This is a genomic window from Streptomyces sp. LZ34 (assembly GCF_053890475.1).
The window spans coordinates 11,644,841-11,663,611 of record NZ_CM132680.1; the positions used below are offsets into that span (position 1 = coordinate 11,644,841).

The following is an 18,771-nucleotide window of genomic DNA, read 5'->3' on the forward strand; positions in this document are numbered from 1 at the left end:
CGAGACGCGTGCCACCCGGAGCGCGGCAGGCAGAGGAGCGGACATGGATGACAGGCGCAGGGAACTGCTGCGGCTGCTGCGGGAAACGGCGCAGGCCGGGCCCCGGGCCGTGGAAGGGATCGCCGTCATCGGGCTGGCCGGCAGGTACCCTCGGGCCGCCACCCCCGAGGAGCTGTGGGCACGGGTGCGCGACGGGGAGAACTGCGTCACCGCGTTCCCGCCGGGACGCGGGCACGGGGAGGCGGAGTCCGGCCCCGCCCTGCCCGAGGGCCCCCGATGGGCGGGGCTGATCGACGGCGCCGACGCCTTCGACCCGCTGTTCTTCGGCATCGCGCCCGTCGAGGCGGAGACCATGGACCCTCAGGAGCGGGTCTTCCTGGAGACCGTCTGGGCGACGCTGGAGGACGCCGGCTACCCACCGCGGCGGCTCTCCCGGCCGGACGATCCGGTGGGCGTGTTCGTCGGGGTGATGAACAGCGACTACGAGTGGATGGGCGGGCGGGCCACGGCCCTCGGCGCGGCCAACGGCGCCCGCTCCGCGCACTGGTCCATCGCCAACCGGGTCTCCTACGTGCTGGACCTCCACGGCCCGAGCATCGCCGTCAACACGGCCTGCTCGGCCTCCCTCACCGCCATCCACCTCGCCTGTGAGAGCTTGCGCGCCGGGGAGTGCTCGGTCGCGGTCGCCGGCGGTGTGAACCTGATCCTGGACACCTCGCACCTGCGCACGCTCTCCGACAACGGCATGACCTCGCCCGGAGACCGCTGCCGGAGCTTCGGCCGGGGCGCCGACGGCTTCGTGGACGGCGAGGGCGTCGGCGCGGTGCTGCTGAAGCCGCTGTCGCGCGCGGTGGCCGACGGCGACCGGATCCACGGTGTCATCCTGGCGTCCGCCGTCAACTCCGGTGGAAAGACCGGGGGTTACACGGTGCCCAGCCCGCGGGCGCAGTCGGAAGTGATCAAAACCTGTCTGCGCCGCGCGGGTATCGACCCCCGCACCATCGGCTGCGTCGAGGCGCACGGGACCGGCACGCCACTGGGCGATCCGATCGAGGTGTCGGGCCTGGCCGAGGCGTTCGGCGAGAGCCTCGACGAGGGGCTGCTGCGGGCGGTGGAGCGGTGCGCGGTGGGTTCGGTGAAGTCGAACATCGGCCATCTGGAGTCCGCCGCCGGTATCGCGGGACTGACGAAGGTGCTGATGCAGTTCCGGTACGGGACGATCCCGCCGTCGCTGCACTCCGCCGAGCTCAACCCGGAGATCGATCTCACCGGCACGCCGTTCCACGTACCTCAGGAGCCCGAGCCCTGGCCGCGGCCCGTCGCCGTCCACGCCGACGGGCGGCGCGTGGAGCTGCCGCGCCGGGCCGGTGTCAGCTCCTTCGGAGGCGGCGGAGCCAACGCGCATCTCGTCGTGGAGGAATACCGGGCGGACGAAGCGGTGCCCGCCCAGCCGGGTGAGCGGACCGGTCCTGAGCTCGTGGTCCTGTCGGCGCGCGACGAAGAGCGGCTGCGGGCGTCGGCCGCTCGGCTCGCCGACTTCCTGCGGGAGGCGCTCGGCGGCCCCGCGCACCACCCCGGCGACGCGGCCGGCCGGTTGGCGGAGGCCGAGGCCGAGTGTCTGCGGCTCGCCGCCGAAGCGGTCCAGGTGGGTGCCGAGGACCTCGACGCGGTCACGCCGCTGGGGGAGTACGGCTTCGGCGCCGCCGAGCTGGTCCTCCTCGGCAAGAAACTGGACGCGGCGTTCGACACGCGGCTGAGCCCCGGCGTCCTGGTCGGCAGCGCCACCCTTCGCGCGGTCGCCGCGCTGCTGGCCGGGCCCGACGCGACAGCGGACGGGCCGGAGCCGCTCGCACTGTCCGATGTCGCCCACACCCTGCAGACCGGCCGCGAGGCGATGGAGGTCCGGCTGGCGGTTCTCACCGCCGATCCGGCCGAGGCACGCGACCTGCTGCACGCGTACGCCGTCGGCGACGCCGCCCCCGGCGTCGTCACCGGCCGGGTCCCCGCCGGCCGGCCCGCCGCGGACGACCGGCAACGCCTGGAGCGCGCCCAGCGGGACCGGGACCTGCGCGGGGTGGCTGAGTGCTGGGTGAGGGGCGCCGAAGTCGACTGGGACCGATTGCGTCCGAACGGCCCGGCGCGACGCGTCGGCCTGCCCACCTATCCGTTCTCCCGTCAGTCCTACTGGCTGCCGAGGCCGCCGGAACAGCCGCGGCACCCCGTCGGGTCCGCCGACGCCGAGGGAGCCTTACCAGCGCCGACCGCCGACGCGGCCCTTGCCGCGCCGGCCGCGGCCGGCGCCATGGAGCCGACGGCGGACGACGGCTTCCCGTCCCTGAGCGGCGCCGCCGCCACGCTGCTGCTTCCCCGCCCCGGCAGCGCGGACATCGACGGCGTGCTCGAGGGCCACCGGCGGCTCGCCGAGGTCTGCCGGCCCGCGGTGCTCGGCGTCCTCCGCCGCATGGGCGCCCTGGTGAACCCCGGCGACAGCCACGACCGGGCGGAACTGCCGGAGCGCCTGGGCATCCAGCCGAAGTACCGGCGGCTGTACGAGGCCCTGCTGAACATCGTGCGGCGGGCCGGGTACGTCGAGTTCGACGGCGGACGGATACGGCTGCTGCCCGCCGCGCCGACGGGTCCGTACGATCCGGACGCCCTGGAGCCGGAGTTGGACCGGATCGCCGCCGATCACCCCGACCTCGCCGCGACGGTGACCCTGACCCGGCTGTTCCTCCGCTCGTACCCGGAGATCCTGCGCGGCCGGACGCGGGCCACCGAGATCATGTTTCCCGGCTCTTCTCTCGCCCTGGTGGAGGACTTCTACAAGGCCAACCCGCTCACCGACTCGTTCAACGAGCTGGTCGGCGACGCGGTGCTGGCTCATCTGGCGGCCCGGCTGGACAGGATCCCCCATGGCGAGCGGCTGCGCGTCATCGAGCTCGGGGCGGGGACCGGGGCCACCACGGAGAAGGTCCTGGCGGCACTGGCGCCCCACGCGGACCGCGTCACCTACCGCTTCACCGACATCTCGCCGCGGTTCCTGGAGCACGCCGAGGCACGCTTCACCGCCGCGTACGGCACCCCGGGATTCGTGGAGTACCGGGTGCTGGACCTGGAGCGGGGCATCGAGGAGCAGGGATTCACCCCGGGCAGCCACGACCTCGTGCTCGCCACCAACGTGGTGCACGCGACGGCGGATCTGCGCGCCTCCCTGCGGAAGGCCAAGGCCCTGCTGCGGCCGTACGGATGGCTGGTCCTCAACGAGCTGACCGAGGCGTGGGACGCCACCACGGTCGTGGGCGGGGTGCTGGACGGCTGGTGGCTGTTCGGCGACGCCGACCTGCGGCTGCCGGACTCGCCGCTGGCCGGACCGGAGACCTGGCGGCGGCTGCTGAGGGAGGAGGGATTCGGCGAGGTGGCGGTGGCCGGGGGCAGCGGGCCCGACGGTGCTCCGCGAGGCCAGCACGTGATCATCGGGGAGAGCGGCGGGCCGCGGCCGGCGGCATCCGAAGAGCTGTCCGTGAGGCTCGGGGCGATCGTGGCCCGTGCCCTGAAGCTCGACGTGGAGCTGGAGCCCGACCGAGCGCTGTCCTCCTACGGATTCGACTCGCTCACCGGTATGAAGATCGTGTCCGGGATCGCCGAAGAGTTCGGCGTGACGGTGCCGCTCGGTGACTTCTACGACCATCCGACGCTGCGCGAGCTGGCCCGGCACTACGTGGAACAGGGCGTGCTCGGCACCCGGCCGGACGCCGTCCCGGCACCGGCCGCACCGCGGCCGCCTGCCCCCGCGCCGGCGATCCCCCCGGAGGAACCGCCCACCGACCATCCGCTGTCGGAGGGCCAGCGGTCGCTGTGGATCATCGATCGGATGGCGCCGGGCACATACGCCTACAACCTGCCGCTCACCTTCTGGCTCGACCCGGGCGTCGACATCGGCGCGTTGCGCCAGGCCCTGCAGAGGATCACCGACCGGCACGACAGCCTTCGCTCCACGTTCCGCACCACCGACGACGGTCCCGTGCGCACCGTGGCGGCCTGGCAGGAACTCCACTTCCAGCAGCGTCATCTGGCCGTGACGGACGAGGGCGCGGTCCGCGCGCGGGTCGCGGAGGAGACCCGGCGCCCCTTCGATCTGGAGCGCGGTCCCCTCATGAGGGTCACCGTGTTCACCCTGGGCGACGGCCGTCAGGTGCTGCTCCTCGCCTTCCACCACCTCGTCGTCGACGGGGTGTCCATCGCCGTCATCCTGCGCGAGCTGACCGCCGGCTACCGGGCCGTCAGGGCCGGGAACCCGGTCGCCGCCCCGCCGCCCGCGGCGACCTTCGCCGACTTCACCACCTGGCAGCGGGAACTGCTCGGCGGACCGGAGGGGGAGCGGCTGCGCGCCTACTGGCTGCGGCGGCTCGACCACGACACCGAGCCGCTGGCACTGCCCTGCGACCGGCCGCGCCCGGCGGTGCCCGGCCACCGCGGCGCCGCCGTCGAGGGGCGGATCGACGCCGAACTCATGTGGGCCGCCCGGGAATTCGCCGCAGGCCGGCGGACCTCCCCCTTCGCCGTGCTGCTGACCGGATTCTTCACCCTGCTGCACCGGTACGGCGGCCAACGTGAGATGAGGGTCGGCACGCCGACGGCCGGCCGACCCCTGGCCCGGTTCGACGACACGCTCGGCCTGTTCATGAACATGGTGGTGCTCCCGGCCGATGTCGACCCCGACCAGGGATTCGGCGCACTGGCCGACCAGGTGCACCGCACGGTGCTGGAGGCACTGGAGCACGGCCACTACCCGCTGATCACGCTCGCCGAGGAGCTGCGGCGAGCCGGCCGCACGGACACCGCGGAACTGTTCCGGGCGGCCTTCTACTTCCAGAACTGGCTGGAGGCCGGCGACCGGGGCCCGGTGCGCGAAGTCTTCCCCGGGGTGCACCAGGAGGGCGAGTTCGACCTCACCCTGGACATCGTCGAGGGCGAGAGCGACGGCGCCTTCACCCTCAAGTACGACCCCGATCTCTTCGACGAGGCGACCGTACGCCGACTCTCCGCCCACTATCCGCGTCTGCTGCGGTCGGCGCTGGCGGAGCCGGACCGCGCCCTCGGCCGGCTGCCGCTGCTCACCGACGAGGAGCGGAGCCGGACCGAGGCGCGGTGGCGGCAGGCCCGCCGCGACCATCCGGGCGGGCGGACCCTGACCGACCTGATCGAGGACCAGGCCGCGCGTCGGCCCGACGCCGTCGCCGTGACGTTCGGCAGCGTGTCGGTGCGCTACGCGGAACTCGTCGAGCGCGTGGACATGCTCGCGGCGCGGCTGGCGAGCCGCGGGGTGGCCCCCGGCCGGGCCGTCGGCGTCCTGGTGGAGCGGTCCCCCGAACTGCTGGTCGCACTCCTGGCGGTGGCCAAGGCGGGCGGGTGCTATGTGCCGCTCGACCCCGCCTTCCCGGCCGACCGGCTCGGCCACATGGCCGAGGACGCGCGGCTGCGGCTGATCCTCACCACCGCGACCGCGCAGGGCGCGCTCGGCGGGAGCTCCGTACCGAGAGTGCTGCTGGACGGGCTCGCCTCGGAGGACGGCCCCGCCCCGGCCGCCCCGGGGAAGGCGGCCTGCCCGGCCAGCCCGGAGGACACCGCGTACATCATCTACACCTCCGGGTCCACCGGCGGGCCGAAGGGCGTCGCGGTTCCGCACCGGGCCCTGGTCAACCTCCTGAACTCGATGCGGCACGAGCCCGGGTTCGGCCCCGACGACACGCTGCTGGCCCTGACCACCGTCTGCTTCGACATCGCCGCGCTGGAGCTGTTCCTGCCGCTGGTGGCCGGAGGCCGGGTCGAGATCGCGCCCGCCGATGTCGCCCGGGACGGCCTGAAGCTGCGCCGGCACCTGGAGACGGCCGGCGCCACCGTGGTCCAGGCGACGCCCAGCACCTGGAAGATGCTGCTCGCCGCGGGATGGAAGGGCGACCCGGAGCTGACCGCGCTGTGCGGCGGGGAGGCCCTCGACCAGGACACCTCGGACCTCCTGGTGGCCCGGACCGGCGCGGTGTGGAACCTCTACGGCCCCACCGAGACCACCATCTGGTCCGCCGTCGGACGGCTCCGCGCCGGGGAGCGCGTGACGCTCGGCGGGGCCGTCGCCAACACCCAGCTGCTGGTGCTCGACGAGCGGCGGCAGCTTCTGCCGCCCGGCGTACCCGGAGAGCTGTACATCGGCGGCGACGGCCTGGCCGACGGCTATGTCGGGCGCCCGGAGTTGACCGCGGAGCGGTTTGTGCGGAACCCGTTCGACACCACGCTCTCACCACGTCTGTACCGGACCGGGGACCTGGTGCGAGCCCTGCCCGACGGCCGTCTCGAGTACCTGGGACGCGCGGACGCGCAGGTGAAGATCCGCGGCCACCGGGTCGAGCCCGGCGAGGTGGAGGCCGCGCTGCGCGGACTGGACGGGGTCGCCGAGGCGGTGGTGGTGCCCGCCGCAGCGGCAGGCGGCACCGGGCTGATGCTGCGCGGCTTCTACACGGCGGACGGCGGGCGGCCCGCCGAGCCGATCGACCCCGCACCGCTGTACGCGTGGCTGCCGGAATACATGGTTCCAGACGTCCTGGTGCCGCTGGCCGAGTTCCCCCGGACGCTCAACGGCAAGGTGGACCGCAAGCGGCTCGGCTCCACGCCGCTGGAGGAGCTGCGGGCGCAGTCCGGCACAGCCCAGTCGGCGCGGACGGGCGAGCCCCGCCCGCCGACGTCGGCGGGCGGGAGCGGCGACACCGCGCTGACCCGGCTGACGGAGGAGCTGGCGGACCTGGTGGCGGAGGTCGCGGAGGTGGCACCGGACCGGGTGCTCCCGCACCGCCCGCTGGGCGAACTGGGCCTGAACTCGGTCGGCTTCACCGCCCTCAGCTCCCGGATCGGCCAGGACTTCGGCATCGAGGTCTTCCCGACCCTCTTCTACCGGTACCCCGCCCCCGCGGCCCTGGCCGCGCACCTCCTGCACACCCACCCGGCCGTCTTCCGGGCCCGCTACGGCGGACCGTCCGCGGCGGGCACACCGGCGGCACCGGCCGGACCGGTGGCCGTCGCCGGCACCGCCGCCGCACCGTCGTCCGCGGCCGCCCGGCCCGGGGAGACCGGGCAACCGGCCGGCGGCGTAGGCGCGGTCGCCATCATCGGCATGGCGGGCCGGCTCCCGGCCTCCCCGGATCTGGACGCCTTCTGGCGGCACCTGGCCGCGGGGCACGACCTGATCGAGGAGATTCCCGCCGAGCGGTGGGATTGGCGCCGGCTCGCCGGCGATCCGCGCGAAGGCGAGTTCTCCCGCTCCCGCTGGGGCGGCTTCGTGCCGGAGGTCGACCGCTTCGACGCGGCGTTCTTCGGCATCTCGCCCCGCGAGGCGGAACTGATGGACCCGCAGCAGCGGCTGCTGCTCGAGGCGGTGTGGACGGCCCTGGAGGACGCGGGGGTGCGGCCGTCCGAGCTGGCCGGCCGCAGGGTCGGCGTCTTCGTCGGAGTCTCCAACTCCGACTACTTCCAGGTCCAGCGTGCCGCGGGGCGCGGCACCGACGCCCACACCCTCACGGGTGCCGCGCTTTCGGTGATCCCCAACCGGATCTCGTACCTCCTGGACCTGCGCGGGCCGAGCATCGCCGTCGACACGGCCTGCTCCAGCTCGCTGACCGCGATCCAGCTGGCCGTGTCGGCGCTCGGCGACGGAACGTGCGACCTCGCCGTCGCCGGCGCGGCGAACCTCCTGCTCGACCCCTCGCTGTATGTCGCGCTCAGCAAGGGCGAAATGCTCAGCGAGGACGGTCGCTGCAAGGCGTTCGACAGCCGTGCCAACGGCTATGTGCGCGGCGAGGGCATCGGCGCGGTGGTTCTCAAGGGCCTGGCCGCCGCCGAACGCGACGGCGATCCCGTGCACGCCGTGATCAGGGGTGTGGCCGTGAACCACGGGGGACGCACCAACTCGCTGACCGCACCCAGCCCCGACGCCCAGGCGGACGTCATCGTGCGCGCACACCGCGCGGCGGGCACCGACGTGTCCACGATCGGCTATGTCGAGGCGCACGGCACCGGTACGGCGCTGGGCGATCCCATCGAGGTCACGGGGCTGAAGACGGCCTTCACCCGACTGCACGAGGAGGCGGGCCGACCGCTGCCGGAGCGCCCGACGTGCGGCATCGGCTCGGTGAAGAGCAACGCGGGCCACCTGGAGACGGCGGCGGGCATGGCCGGTCTGTTCAAGGTGGTGCTGGCGATGCGGCACGGGACCATCCCGGCCGGCCTGCACGTGGTCGAGCGGAACCGCTATCTGGACCTGGACGGCAGCCCCTTCCAGCTCGTCACGGAGGCGGTCCGGTGGGAGCGGCGCCGCGACGACCGGGGCGAGCCCCTGCCCCGGCGGGCGGGCCTGAGTTCCTTCGGATTCGGCGGAGCCGGGGCCCACCTGGTGCTGGAAGAGGCGCCCGACCCCGCCCCGCGGGCCGGCGGGACCGCGGAAGCGGAGCGGCGGCCGTCGCTGCTGGTGCTGTCGGCGCGTACCGGCACGGCTCTGCTCGCCTACGCGGGGCGTCTCGCGGACCTGCTGAGGCAGGACGTGCCCCAGGGCTCCGGCCGGCCCGCACTCGCGGACATCGCCTACACCCTCCAGGTCGGTCGCGACCCGATGCCGGAGCGGTTGGCGGTCGTCGCCGAGGACCGGCAGCGGGCGGTGGAGCGGCTGGAGGCGTTCCTCGACGGCCGGGCGCGGTCGGCGGTGCCCGGCGTCTTCCACGGCCGCGCCGACGGCGGCCGACGCCCCGCGAGGCCCAGGGGAGTGGCCTGGCAGCGGTACGTCGAGGCGCTGGCGGCCGAGTACGACCTCGACACGCTGGCGGACCTGTGGGCCGGGGGAGAGGAGATCGACTGGCGTCTGCTGCACCACGACGCCGTCCGGCCGGCGCGGCGGGTGCGCGTGCCCACCTACCCCTTCGAGCGCACCCGGCACTGGGCCGCCGACGCCCCGGCCCTCGTGGCCGCGCGGGCCGGGGAGCCGGCCGGGCCGCATCCGCTGCTGGACGCCAATGTGTCGACCTTCGACGGCCAGGAGTTCGTCAAGCGGCTGACCGGGCGCGAGTTCTACCTGCGCGACCACGTGGCCGGGGAGACCCCGATCCTTCCCGGCACGGTCCTGCTGGAGATGGCGCGCGCGGCCGGCGAGCTGTCCCGGGCGGACGGCGTGCCGGTGAACCGCGTCGAAGAGGTGACCTGGGCGGCCCCGGTGGCCGTCGGCGGGGCGCGAGCCAACCTCCGGGGAACCGCGGAGCCCGGCGTCACCGTGCGGATCCGCCTGGCGCGCCGACCGGACCGGCCGGATCGCGTCGCCTTCGAGATCCTCACCGCCGCCGCGGACACGGGCGGCCACGAGCGGCTGCACGCCCGCGGGGAACTGGTCACCGGGCCGGCGGGCCGCGAGGCCGCCGAACGGCTGGCCCTGGAGCCCATCCGCGCACGCTGCGGGGAAGAACTGTCCGGCGAGGAGTGCTACCAGCGCTTCGAGCGGACCGGTTTCGTCTACGGCCCCTCCTTCCAGGCGGTGGAGCGGCTGGCGGTGGGCACCGGGGAGGCACTGGCCCGGCTGCGGCTCCCCTCCGACCCGGAGGCGGACGCCCAGAACCACCGCTTCCACCCCGTGCTGCTGGACGCGGCGCTGCAGACCGCCGGCAGCACGCTGCTGCCCGGGGCCGGCGAGGCGGACCGGCCCGCGTATCTGCCGTACTCGGTGGGATCGGTGGAACTGGCCGTCGACCGCCTCCCGGAAACCTGTTACGCCCACGCCCGGCGCACGGACGACGGCTCGTCGCCCGATGTCAGGGTCTTCGACCTCCGCCTGGTGGACGACGACGGGGCCGAGCTGGCGCGCCTCCAGCGGTTCACGGTCCGTTCGGTGCCCACGGCCCCCGACGTGCCGGGCGACGCGGAGGACGAGCCGCTGACCTGCTTCGAGCCGTACTGGCGGCAGACGGCACCCGAGGGAGCGGAAGCCGTCACCCCGCCGCGGGAGCCGCGCCCCGGAGGACTCCTGGTGCTGCTCGACGGGGTCGGCACCGGCCAGGCGCCCGGCGCCGCGCCGGCCGCGGCCACCGGCGCCGAGGTGATACGGGTCGACCTCGCCGCCCGGCCGGATCCGCAGCGGCTGGTCGACGACGTCGTGAGCCACGGTACCGGTCCGGTCCGTGTCGTCCATCTGCCCGCCCGGGACGGCTCCCTCGAGGATGCCCTCGACACCGGCTTCCACACGGCACTCGCCTTCTGCCGCGCCTGGATCGCCCGGCGCGCGGGACAACTGCGCTACCTGTACCTGTATCCCCGGGGGACGGCCGACGAGGCGGTGCACACGGCCATGGGCGGCTTCGCCCGTGCGGTGCGCGCCGAGCACCCGGACCTGCTGGTCACCGCGGTGGCCCACGAGCCGGGCGCCGACCTGTCCGCTCTGGTGCGGGCCGAGCTGAACGCGCCGCGGGTTCCCGCGGAAGTGCGCACCGAAGGGCGGTACCGGTCGGTGCGTGCCTGGCGGACGGCCGCCCTGCCCCCTGCGACGGCGCCGTCGCCGCTGGCCGCGGCCGGCGCGCACCTCGTCACGGGGGGAGCCGGCGGCATAGGACTGCATCTCGCCGAGCGGCTGGCGGCGCGCGGGAGCGAGGCCGGCATCGTGCTCGCCTCCCGGTCCGAGCCATCGCCCGAGGCCCGGGCCCGGATCGGTCGGCTGGCCGAAGGCGGCGCGCGGATCCTCCATGTCCGGGCCGATGTGACACGCCGCCAGGACGTCGCGGACCTGGTGGCCGCCGCGCGGGAGCGCTTCGGGCGGATCGCCGGGGTGCTGCACGCGGCGGGTGTGCTGCACGACGGTTTCGTCCTGCGGAAGACCCGGGCCGAGGCCGAGGCCGTGCTGGCCCCGAAGGTGCTGGGCGCGCGCCTGCTGGACGAGGAGACCCGGGACGAGCCGCTGGAGTACTTCGCGCTCTTCTCCTCCGCGGCCGCGGTGATGGGCAGCGTCGGGCAGAGCGACTACGCCTTCGCCAACGGATTCCTCGACCACTTCGCCCTCGATCGGGAGGAGCGGCGTCGGCGCGGTATCCGCTCCGGGCTCACGCTCTCGGTCAACTGGCCGCTGTGGCGCGACGGCGGGATGGACATGGACGCCGCGACCCAGCGGGCCCTGCGGCGCGAACTGGGCTTCCGCCCGCTGCCCACCGCCGTGGCGCTCGACGGACTGGAACGCGCCCTGTCCGGCGAGGCGCCGCGGCTGCTGCTGGCCATGGGGGACCGCGCCGCGATCGGGCGGGCCCTGGAGCCGGACGACGTGGCGGACCACGGTGGGCGGAGCGGACCGTCCGCGCCCCGGCCCGCCGCGGCACCCCCCTCGGCGGACCTGAGGCCCGCGACGGAGCGGTTCCTGCGGGAACTGCTGGCCCGCGAGCTGAAGATGGCCGTCGAGGACATCGAGCCGGATGGGCCCTTCGACCGCTACGGCATCGACTCGCTGTTGGTGATGAGCCTGACCCGGGCCCTGGAGCAGTCCTTCGGACCCTTGTCGAAGACGCTGTTCTTCGAATACTTCACGGTGGCCGAACTGGCGGACCACTTCCTGGCCGAGCACGCCGACCGGCTGCCGGAGGTGCTGAACGGCACCGCGGCGGACCCGTCGTCGCGGCAGGCGCCACCCCCGCGGGTGCCGTCGGAGCCACCGGTCGCCCCGGCGGACACCGCCGCCACGGCGGCCGCGACGGTGACCGGCACCGCGCAAGCCGCTGCCCCCGCGGTGGCGAACGCCCGGCCCACGGGGCGGCGGCGCGACGACGACATCGTGATCGTCGGAGTGAGCGGCCGCTACCCGCGCGCCGACGACCTGCCGGAGTTCTGGCGCAACCTGCGGGAGGGCCGGGACTGCGTCGAGGAGATCCCCAAGGACCGGTGGGACCACTCCCTCTACTACGACCCCGATCCGCGGACGACCGGCAAGGCACACGCGAAGTGGGGCGGTTTCCTGCGCGAAGTCGACCGGTTCGACCCGATGTTCTTCCGCATGTCCCAGCTGGAGGCCGAACACATCGACCCCCAGGAGCGGGTCTTCCTGGAGGTGGTCTGGCACCTGCTGGAGAACGCCGGCATCACGCGCGAGCGCCTGGCCTCCACCCGCACCGGGGTCTTCGTCGGCATGATGTACGGCCACTACCAGCTCTACGGGGTGGCGGAGGCACTGCGCGGCGAGGGCGTGGCGACCTCGTCCTCGTACGCCTCCGTCGCCAACCGCGTGTCGTACTTCTTCGACTTCGACGGTCCGAGCGTCGCCCTGGACACCATGTGCTCGTCCTCGCTCGTCGCCATCCACCTGGCCTGCCAGGCGATCCGGGACGGAGACTGCGAGACGGCCGTGGCCGGCGGAGTGAACATCTCCAGCCACCCGCTGAAGTACCTCCAGCTCAGCCACGGCGGTTTCCTGTCGAGCGACGGGCGCTGCCGCAGCTTCGGGGAGGGCGGCGACGGCTATGTGCCGGCGGAGGGATGCGGCGCGGTGCTGCTCAAGCGCCGCTCCGCGGCCGAGGCCGACGGAGACCGCGTCCTCGCCGTGGTGGCCGGCTCCGCCGTCAACCACGGCGGGGCCGGCAAGGGCTTCAGCGTGCCCAACGCGAAGGCCCAGGGCGGCCTGATCTCCGACGCGCTGGCCCGCGCCGGCTGGACGCCAGGGGACGTGCACTACATCGAGGCGCACGGGACCGGCACCGCCCTCGGCGACCCCGTGGAGGTCACCGGCCTGCTGCGCGCTTTCCGGGGCCATGACCTCGGAGGGCGGAAGATCCCGGTCGGGTCCGTGAAGTCGAACATCGGGCACGCCGAATCGGCGGCCGGCATCGCGGGCGTCACCAAGGTGCTGCTCCAGCTCCGGCACGGCCTGCTGGCGCCGTCCCTGCATGCCGAACGGCTCAATCCGAACATCGACTTCGAAACGGCGCCGCTGCGCGTTCAGCGCGAACTCGCCGAGTGGACCCGGCCGGTCGACGAGGCGGGCCGGCCGCTGCCCAGGACCGCGGCCGTGAGCGCCTTCGGCGCGGGCGGCACCAACGCCCACGTCCTGTTGGAGGAGTACATGCCGCCGGTCACACCGCCGTCCGCCGCCCCCCGGCCGCCGTTCGTCCTCGCACTGTCGGCCAGGGACCGTTCGCGGTTGGACGCCCACGCCCGGCGGATGGCGGACTTCCTCCGTGCCGACGGCGCGGGCACCGACCCGGCGGGCCTGGCCCACACCCTGCAGTCCGGGCGCGAGGCGATGGCCCACCGGCTGGCCGTGGTCTTCTCCGACCTCGCCGAGCTGCCGGGCCTGCTCGAGGCACACCTGCGGGGGCGACGGGACGTGCCCGGCGTCTGGGCCGGTGCCGTCCCGCGCGGCAACCGTCCCGAGCCGCCCGCCCGGCACACCCCCGAGGCACTGGCCGCGGCCTGGGCCGCCGGTGCCGCCGTGGACTGGAGCCGTCTGTACGACGGGCCGCGGCCCGCCCGGGTGGAACTGCCGGGCTACCCGTTCGCACGCGACCTGTGCTGGTACGACGCGGGTGACGAACCCGATGTGTCCGAAGCGACGACCGGATACGCCGTGGACGAGGAGATCACCTTCTCCGCGGACACCCCTGTCATCGACGGTCACCGGGTGGCCGGCCGCCGGCTGCTGCCGGCCGTCGCCTACCTCGACCTGATCCACCAGGCGTTCCGCAGGCACGGGGAGCGGTGTGACCGGCTGGAGCTGCGTGACCTGACCGTGCTGCGGCCGCTGCACGTCACCCCGGAGGCACCGGTCCGCGCGGCGCTGGTGTGCCGGCCCGCGGGCCCGGACCGCTGGGCGGTGCGGATCGTGGACCGTGCCGCGCCGGACGAGCGGCCGTACGCCACCGCCGAGGTGGTACGGGGGGACCGTCCGGCGTTCGCCGACCGGCCCGCGAACCCCGCACCGGGGGCCGTACCGCTCGACCTGGACGCCGTCTACGACCGGGAGGCCCTGCGCGGGCAGCAGTACAGCGGCGCGGTCCGGGCACGCGGCCGGGTGTGGCAGGGCGACGAGGAACTGGTCGCCGAACTCGCCCCGTGGCCCGGAGCCCGGGAGGACGGCTACCTGTTCCACCCCGCCCTGCTGCTCGGCGGTGCGGTGGCGGCGGGTGTGCTGATGCCGGACTCCACCGGAGACGAAGGGGCGTTCTACCTGCCCGTCCACGTCGAGTCCTTCCGGGCGGCGGCACCGCTGACCGGGCCCTGCACCGCCCGCGTCCGGCGGTCGTCGACCGGTCTGCGGGACGAACTGGTCAGGCTGACAGTGGAGTTCACCGACGCCGAAGGGCGCACGGTGTGCGAGCTGCGCGGGCTGTCCAGCAAGCTGGTCCGACCCGGCGGCGCGCCGCACGGCCGGCTCGCGCGGGCCGCCGCGGCCACGGCGCCGGAGGCCGCCGCGCCGCTGCCGGCGACCCAGGACAAGCTGCGCCGGCTGATGGCCCGGCGGCTCGGCCGCGCCCCGGAGACACTGAGCCCGGCCATCGGCTACTACGAGCTCGGCATCGACTCGACCAGCGTCCTGGAGCTTCTCGCCGCGCTGGAGGAGGCCCTGGGACAGAAGCTGCCGCCCACGCTCCTCTTCGAGTACACGACCATCCGGGACCTCGCGGGATACCTGGACGAACATCACCCCGGTGCCCTCGACGGCGATGACGAGGCCGCCGACCGGCGCGGCACGGGCCGCCCCGCGGACCCGGACGGCGAACCCACCGGGCCCGCCGTGGAGGGGCTGGACCGCGTGCTGTCACGGTCGCTGCTGGTGACCGTGGAGCGGATGGGCGCCTTCGCCGACGGGTCCGCGGACACGGTGGACGGCCTGAAGGCCCGCATCCTCACCAAGTACCACCGATGGCTGGAGGAGGCGGTCCGGCTGTGGCAGGCCGCCGGGCTCGTCCGCCGCACCGGCGACCGGGTGGAGCTGCTGCCGGACGGGCTCGACGCCTGCGCCGGCTCCGACGAGAGGGCCTGGCACGCGGCGCGTGCGCCGTACACGGCGGATCCGCACTGGAGCACCCATCTGTCGCTGGCCGAGGAGTGCCTGGAGCGGCTTCCGGAGATCCTCACCGGCCGGGTGACGGCCACCGAAGTGCTCTTCCCCGGCGGGTCACTGGCCAAGCTGTCCGGCGTCTACCAGGGGAATCCGGTCACGGACCGGCTCAACGAGGTCCTCGCGGAGACGGTGGCCGAAGCGGTGGAGCGGCGGCTGGCCGCGGGCGCCCCGGCCCCGGTACGGATCGCCGAGGTCGGCGCGGGCACCGGTGGCACGACCGCCGTCGTGCTGCCGCGGCTGGACCGGCACGCCGCCGACCTGGAGTACTGGTTCACCGACCTGTCCGTCGGCTTCCTCACCCCGGCCGAGGACCGCTTCGGCCCCGGCCGTCCCTACCTGCGCTACGGCCTGTGGGACCTGGAACGGCCGGGGGCGGGACCGGAGGTGGTCGGCGGCCCGTGCGACGTGGTGATCGCCACCAATGTGCTGCACGCGACCCGGGACATCCGGCAGGTGCTGCGCAACCTCCGGGCGGCGCTGCGCCCCGGTGGGCTGCTGCTGGTCAACGAGGTGGTCCGCAAGACGGCCGGCCTGACCCTGACCTTCGGGCTGCTGGACGGCTGGTGGCGGTACGACGACGAGCACGAGCGGATGTCCGGGGCGCCGATGCTCTCCGCCGACCGGTGGGAACAGGTCCTGAAGGACGAGGGATTCACCGTGGTGCGCCGCCCGCTGCGGCAGGACGACGCGTTCGGCGAGCTGTTCGTCGCCGGCGACGACGAATCCTGGGACCGGACGGAGCCGGGTGCGGCCGGAGCGGAGACGCCCGCTCCGGCACCGCACGGCACCCGCTTGCTGACCAAGGGCTGGGAGCCGGCCGACCCCGGCCGGGCGGGGCCGCCGCCGCGCTCGGTCGCCATCCTCGCCACCGCCGGGACCCGGGCGCTGGCGGACCGGCTCTCCATGGCACTGCCGCGGGCGGAGGTCCTGGAGCCGGACGCTCTCGCCGACGGCCCGGCACCGGGGCGGTTCCAGGCCTGCGTCGACCTGACCGGCTGCGCGCCCCTCGCGATGGGCACCCGCCGCCCGCAGGACGACCCGGCCGGCTGGCTGCCCTGGGTGCAGCGGTTCGTGGCCCGGGCCGAGGAGCGGGTCGTACTGCTCGGCGTCACCCGCGGCCTGGAGACCCCGCAGACCCTGGATACCGCCCACGCCGGTGACAGCGGCCCGCCGGTCAACCTCGCCGGCGCGGCGCGGGCCGGCCTGTACCGGATGCTGCAGAGCGAGTACGCCCAGGTCCGGTCGCGGCACATGGACCTCGACCCGCTGGACGACGACTCCTCCGCGGTCCGGCAGATCGTCGCCGAACTCCAGGACACCGGCGAGGACCCCGAGGTGTGTCATCGCGCGGGACGCCGCTACCGGGCGGTGCTGCGGGAGTCCCCGCTGGGCGGGGAAGGCGGCGGTCTGCCGCCGTTCCCCGAGGAGCAGACCCTGTGGATCACCGGCGGAACGGGCGGCCTCGGCCTGGCCTTCGCCCGGCACGCGGTGGCGCGCTGGGGCGTGCGCCGACTGGTGCTCACCGGCCGGACGCGGCTGCCGGACCGGGCCGACTGGGAGGCCCACCTGGACGACGGCCCGCTGGGCCGCCGGCTCCGCGCGCTGATCGATCTGGAGCGGGCCGGTGCCCGGCTGCGCGTCCTGTCGCTCCCGCTGGACGGTTCCGCCGCGGACGAGCCGGCCCGCGCCGTGCGCGAGGCCGAGCGCGACCTGGGGCCGGTGGGCGGGGTGATCCACTGTGCCGGCTTCGCCGACCGCGATCACCTGGCCTTCGTGAGCAAGCCGGCGGCAGCGGTCCGCGCCGTGCTCGACCCCAAGACCGCCGGCCTGGACACGCTGGTGGAGTGCTTCGCGGGGCGCCCGCTCCGGTTCTTCGTGCTGTGTTCCTCGGCGGCGGCGGTGGTCCCGAGCGCGGCCGTCGGCCAGAGCGACTACGCCATGGCCAACGCCTACGCCGACTACCTGGCGACGGCCCGGCCGCACGGCCTGCCGCTGCTGAGCGTGCAGTGGCCGTCCTGGAGCGGCGTCGGCATGGGCGAGGCCGAGCCCGGCCCCGGCTATCTGCGTACCGGGCTGGGCGGCCTCTCGGAGGCGGAGGGCACCGCCGTGCTCGACCACCTGCTGGCGCACGGCACGGGTCCCGTGGTGCTGCCCGCGGTGGTGCGGGACCCCGCGAGATGGCGTCCGGAACTGCTGCTCCGGCGTCGGAGCAGCAGTTCCGGCCCTGACGCACCGGCCGCCCGGCGGGAGCGGCCGAGCGGTGCGCGCGCCCCCGAAGAGTCCGTCGAGGCCGCCACCTCCTGGGTGCTCGGCCTGCTCGCGGAGCAGCTCCACTTCGACCCCGCCAGGCTGGCGGCGGACGTCCCGATCGAGGACTACGGAACCGACTCGATCACCATGGTCCAGCTGCTGCGCGGCGTGGGGAAGCGGCTGGGCACCGACCCGGACCCGTCCGCGTTCGTGGAGCACCCCACGGTGGGGGCGTTCGTGGGCTGGCTGGCGAACCAGTACCCGGCCGAGTTCGCGGCGGCGTTCGGCGACGGAGCCACCGAGGGCACCACCGCCCCCGCACGGGAGGGGGAGGCGCCCGCCACGCGGGAGGCCGCCGCGACCCGGAAGGCGTCCGCACGCGGGGAGACGGCCGCCGGGCGGTCCGCCGGCGTCCCGGCGGACGGCGACGGCCCGGGCCCGTACGACATGGCCGTGATCGGCATGTCCTGCCGCTTCCCCGGCGCCCCCGACGTGGAGGCGTACTGGCGACTGCTCAGCCAGGGACGCTCGGCCATCGCACCGGTCCCGGCGGACCGCTGGGGCACTGCCGCGGGCCTGACCGCCGGCCTCGTCGACCGGGAGGGCTTCGACCCCGGGTTCTTCCTGCTGTCCGAGCAGGACGCGGCGGCCATGGACCCGCAGGCGCTGGTGCTGCTGGAGGAGGCGCTGTTCGCCTTCAGCGACGCCGGCTACCGGCCGGCCGAGCTCAAGGGCAGGGACATCGGGGTCTATGTCGGCGCCCGGAGCAGGCACCTGCCCGGCGAGGAGGCGCTGCGCCGGACCCGGAACCCGATCATGACCGTGGGCCAGAACTACCTGGCGGCCAACATCTCCCGCTTCTTCGACCTCACGGGGCCGAGCGTGGTCGTGGACACCGCCTGTTCCTCGGCCCTGGTGGCCATGCACGCCGCCGTCCAGGCACTGCGCGGTGGAGACGCCGAGGCGGCCGTGGTGGCCGGTGTCACCCTGCTCGCCGACGAGTCGGGCCACCGGCTGTTCGAGCGGCGCGGTCTGCTCAGCCCGGACCCCGCCTTCCACGTGTTCGACCGGAGGGCCCAGGGCATCGTCCTCGCCGAGGGCGCCGGGGTGGTGGTGCTGAAGCCGCTGGCGCGCGCCCTCGCGGACGGGGATCGGGTGCACGCGGTGCTCAAGGGCACCGCGGTCAACAACGACGGCCGGACGGCGGGCCCCGCGTCCCCCAGCCTGGTCGCGCAGCAGGCCGTCATGGCCAAGGCCCTGGAGCGCAGCGGGAGGCGCGCCGACGAGGTGACGCACATCGAGGCGAACGCGGCCGGCGCGGCGGTGCACGACCTGACCGAGCTGAAGGCGATCCGGGCCGTCTACGGCGGCTCCTCCCGGACGCCGTGCAGCATCGGCTCGGCGAA

At 74.8% G+C, this 18,771-nt stretch carries 1 protein-coding gene (running past one end of the window); it reads left to right on the top strand.

The features are described 5' to 3' along the window. Positions 1-43 precede the first annotated feature (43 nt). Positions 44-18,771: the 5' portion of an amino acid adenylation domain-containing protein gene (locus tag ACWY4P_RS50220; protein ID WP_456207484.1), read on the top strand. 4,165 nt of this gene lie beyond the right edge of the window; only the first 18,728 of its 22,893 coding nucleotides appear in the window; it begins with the start codon at positions 44-46; the stop codon falls past the right edge of the window.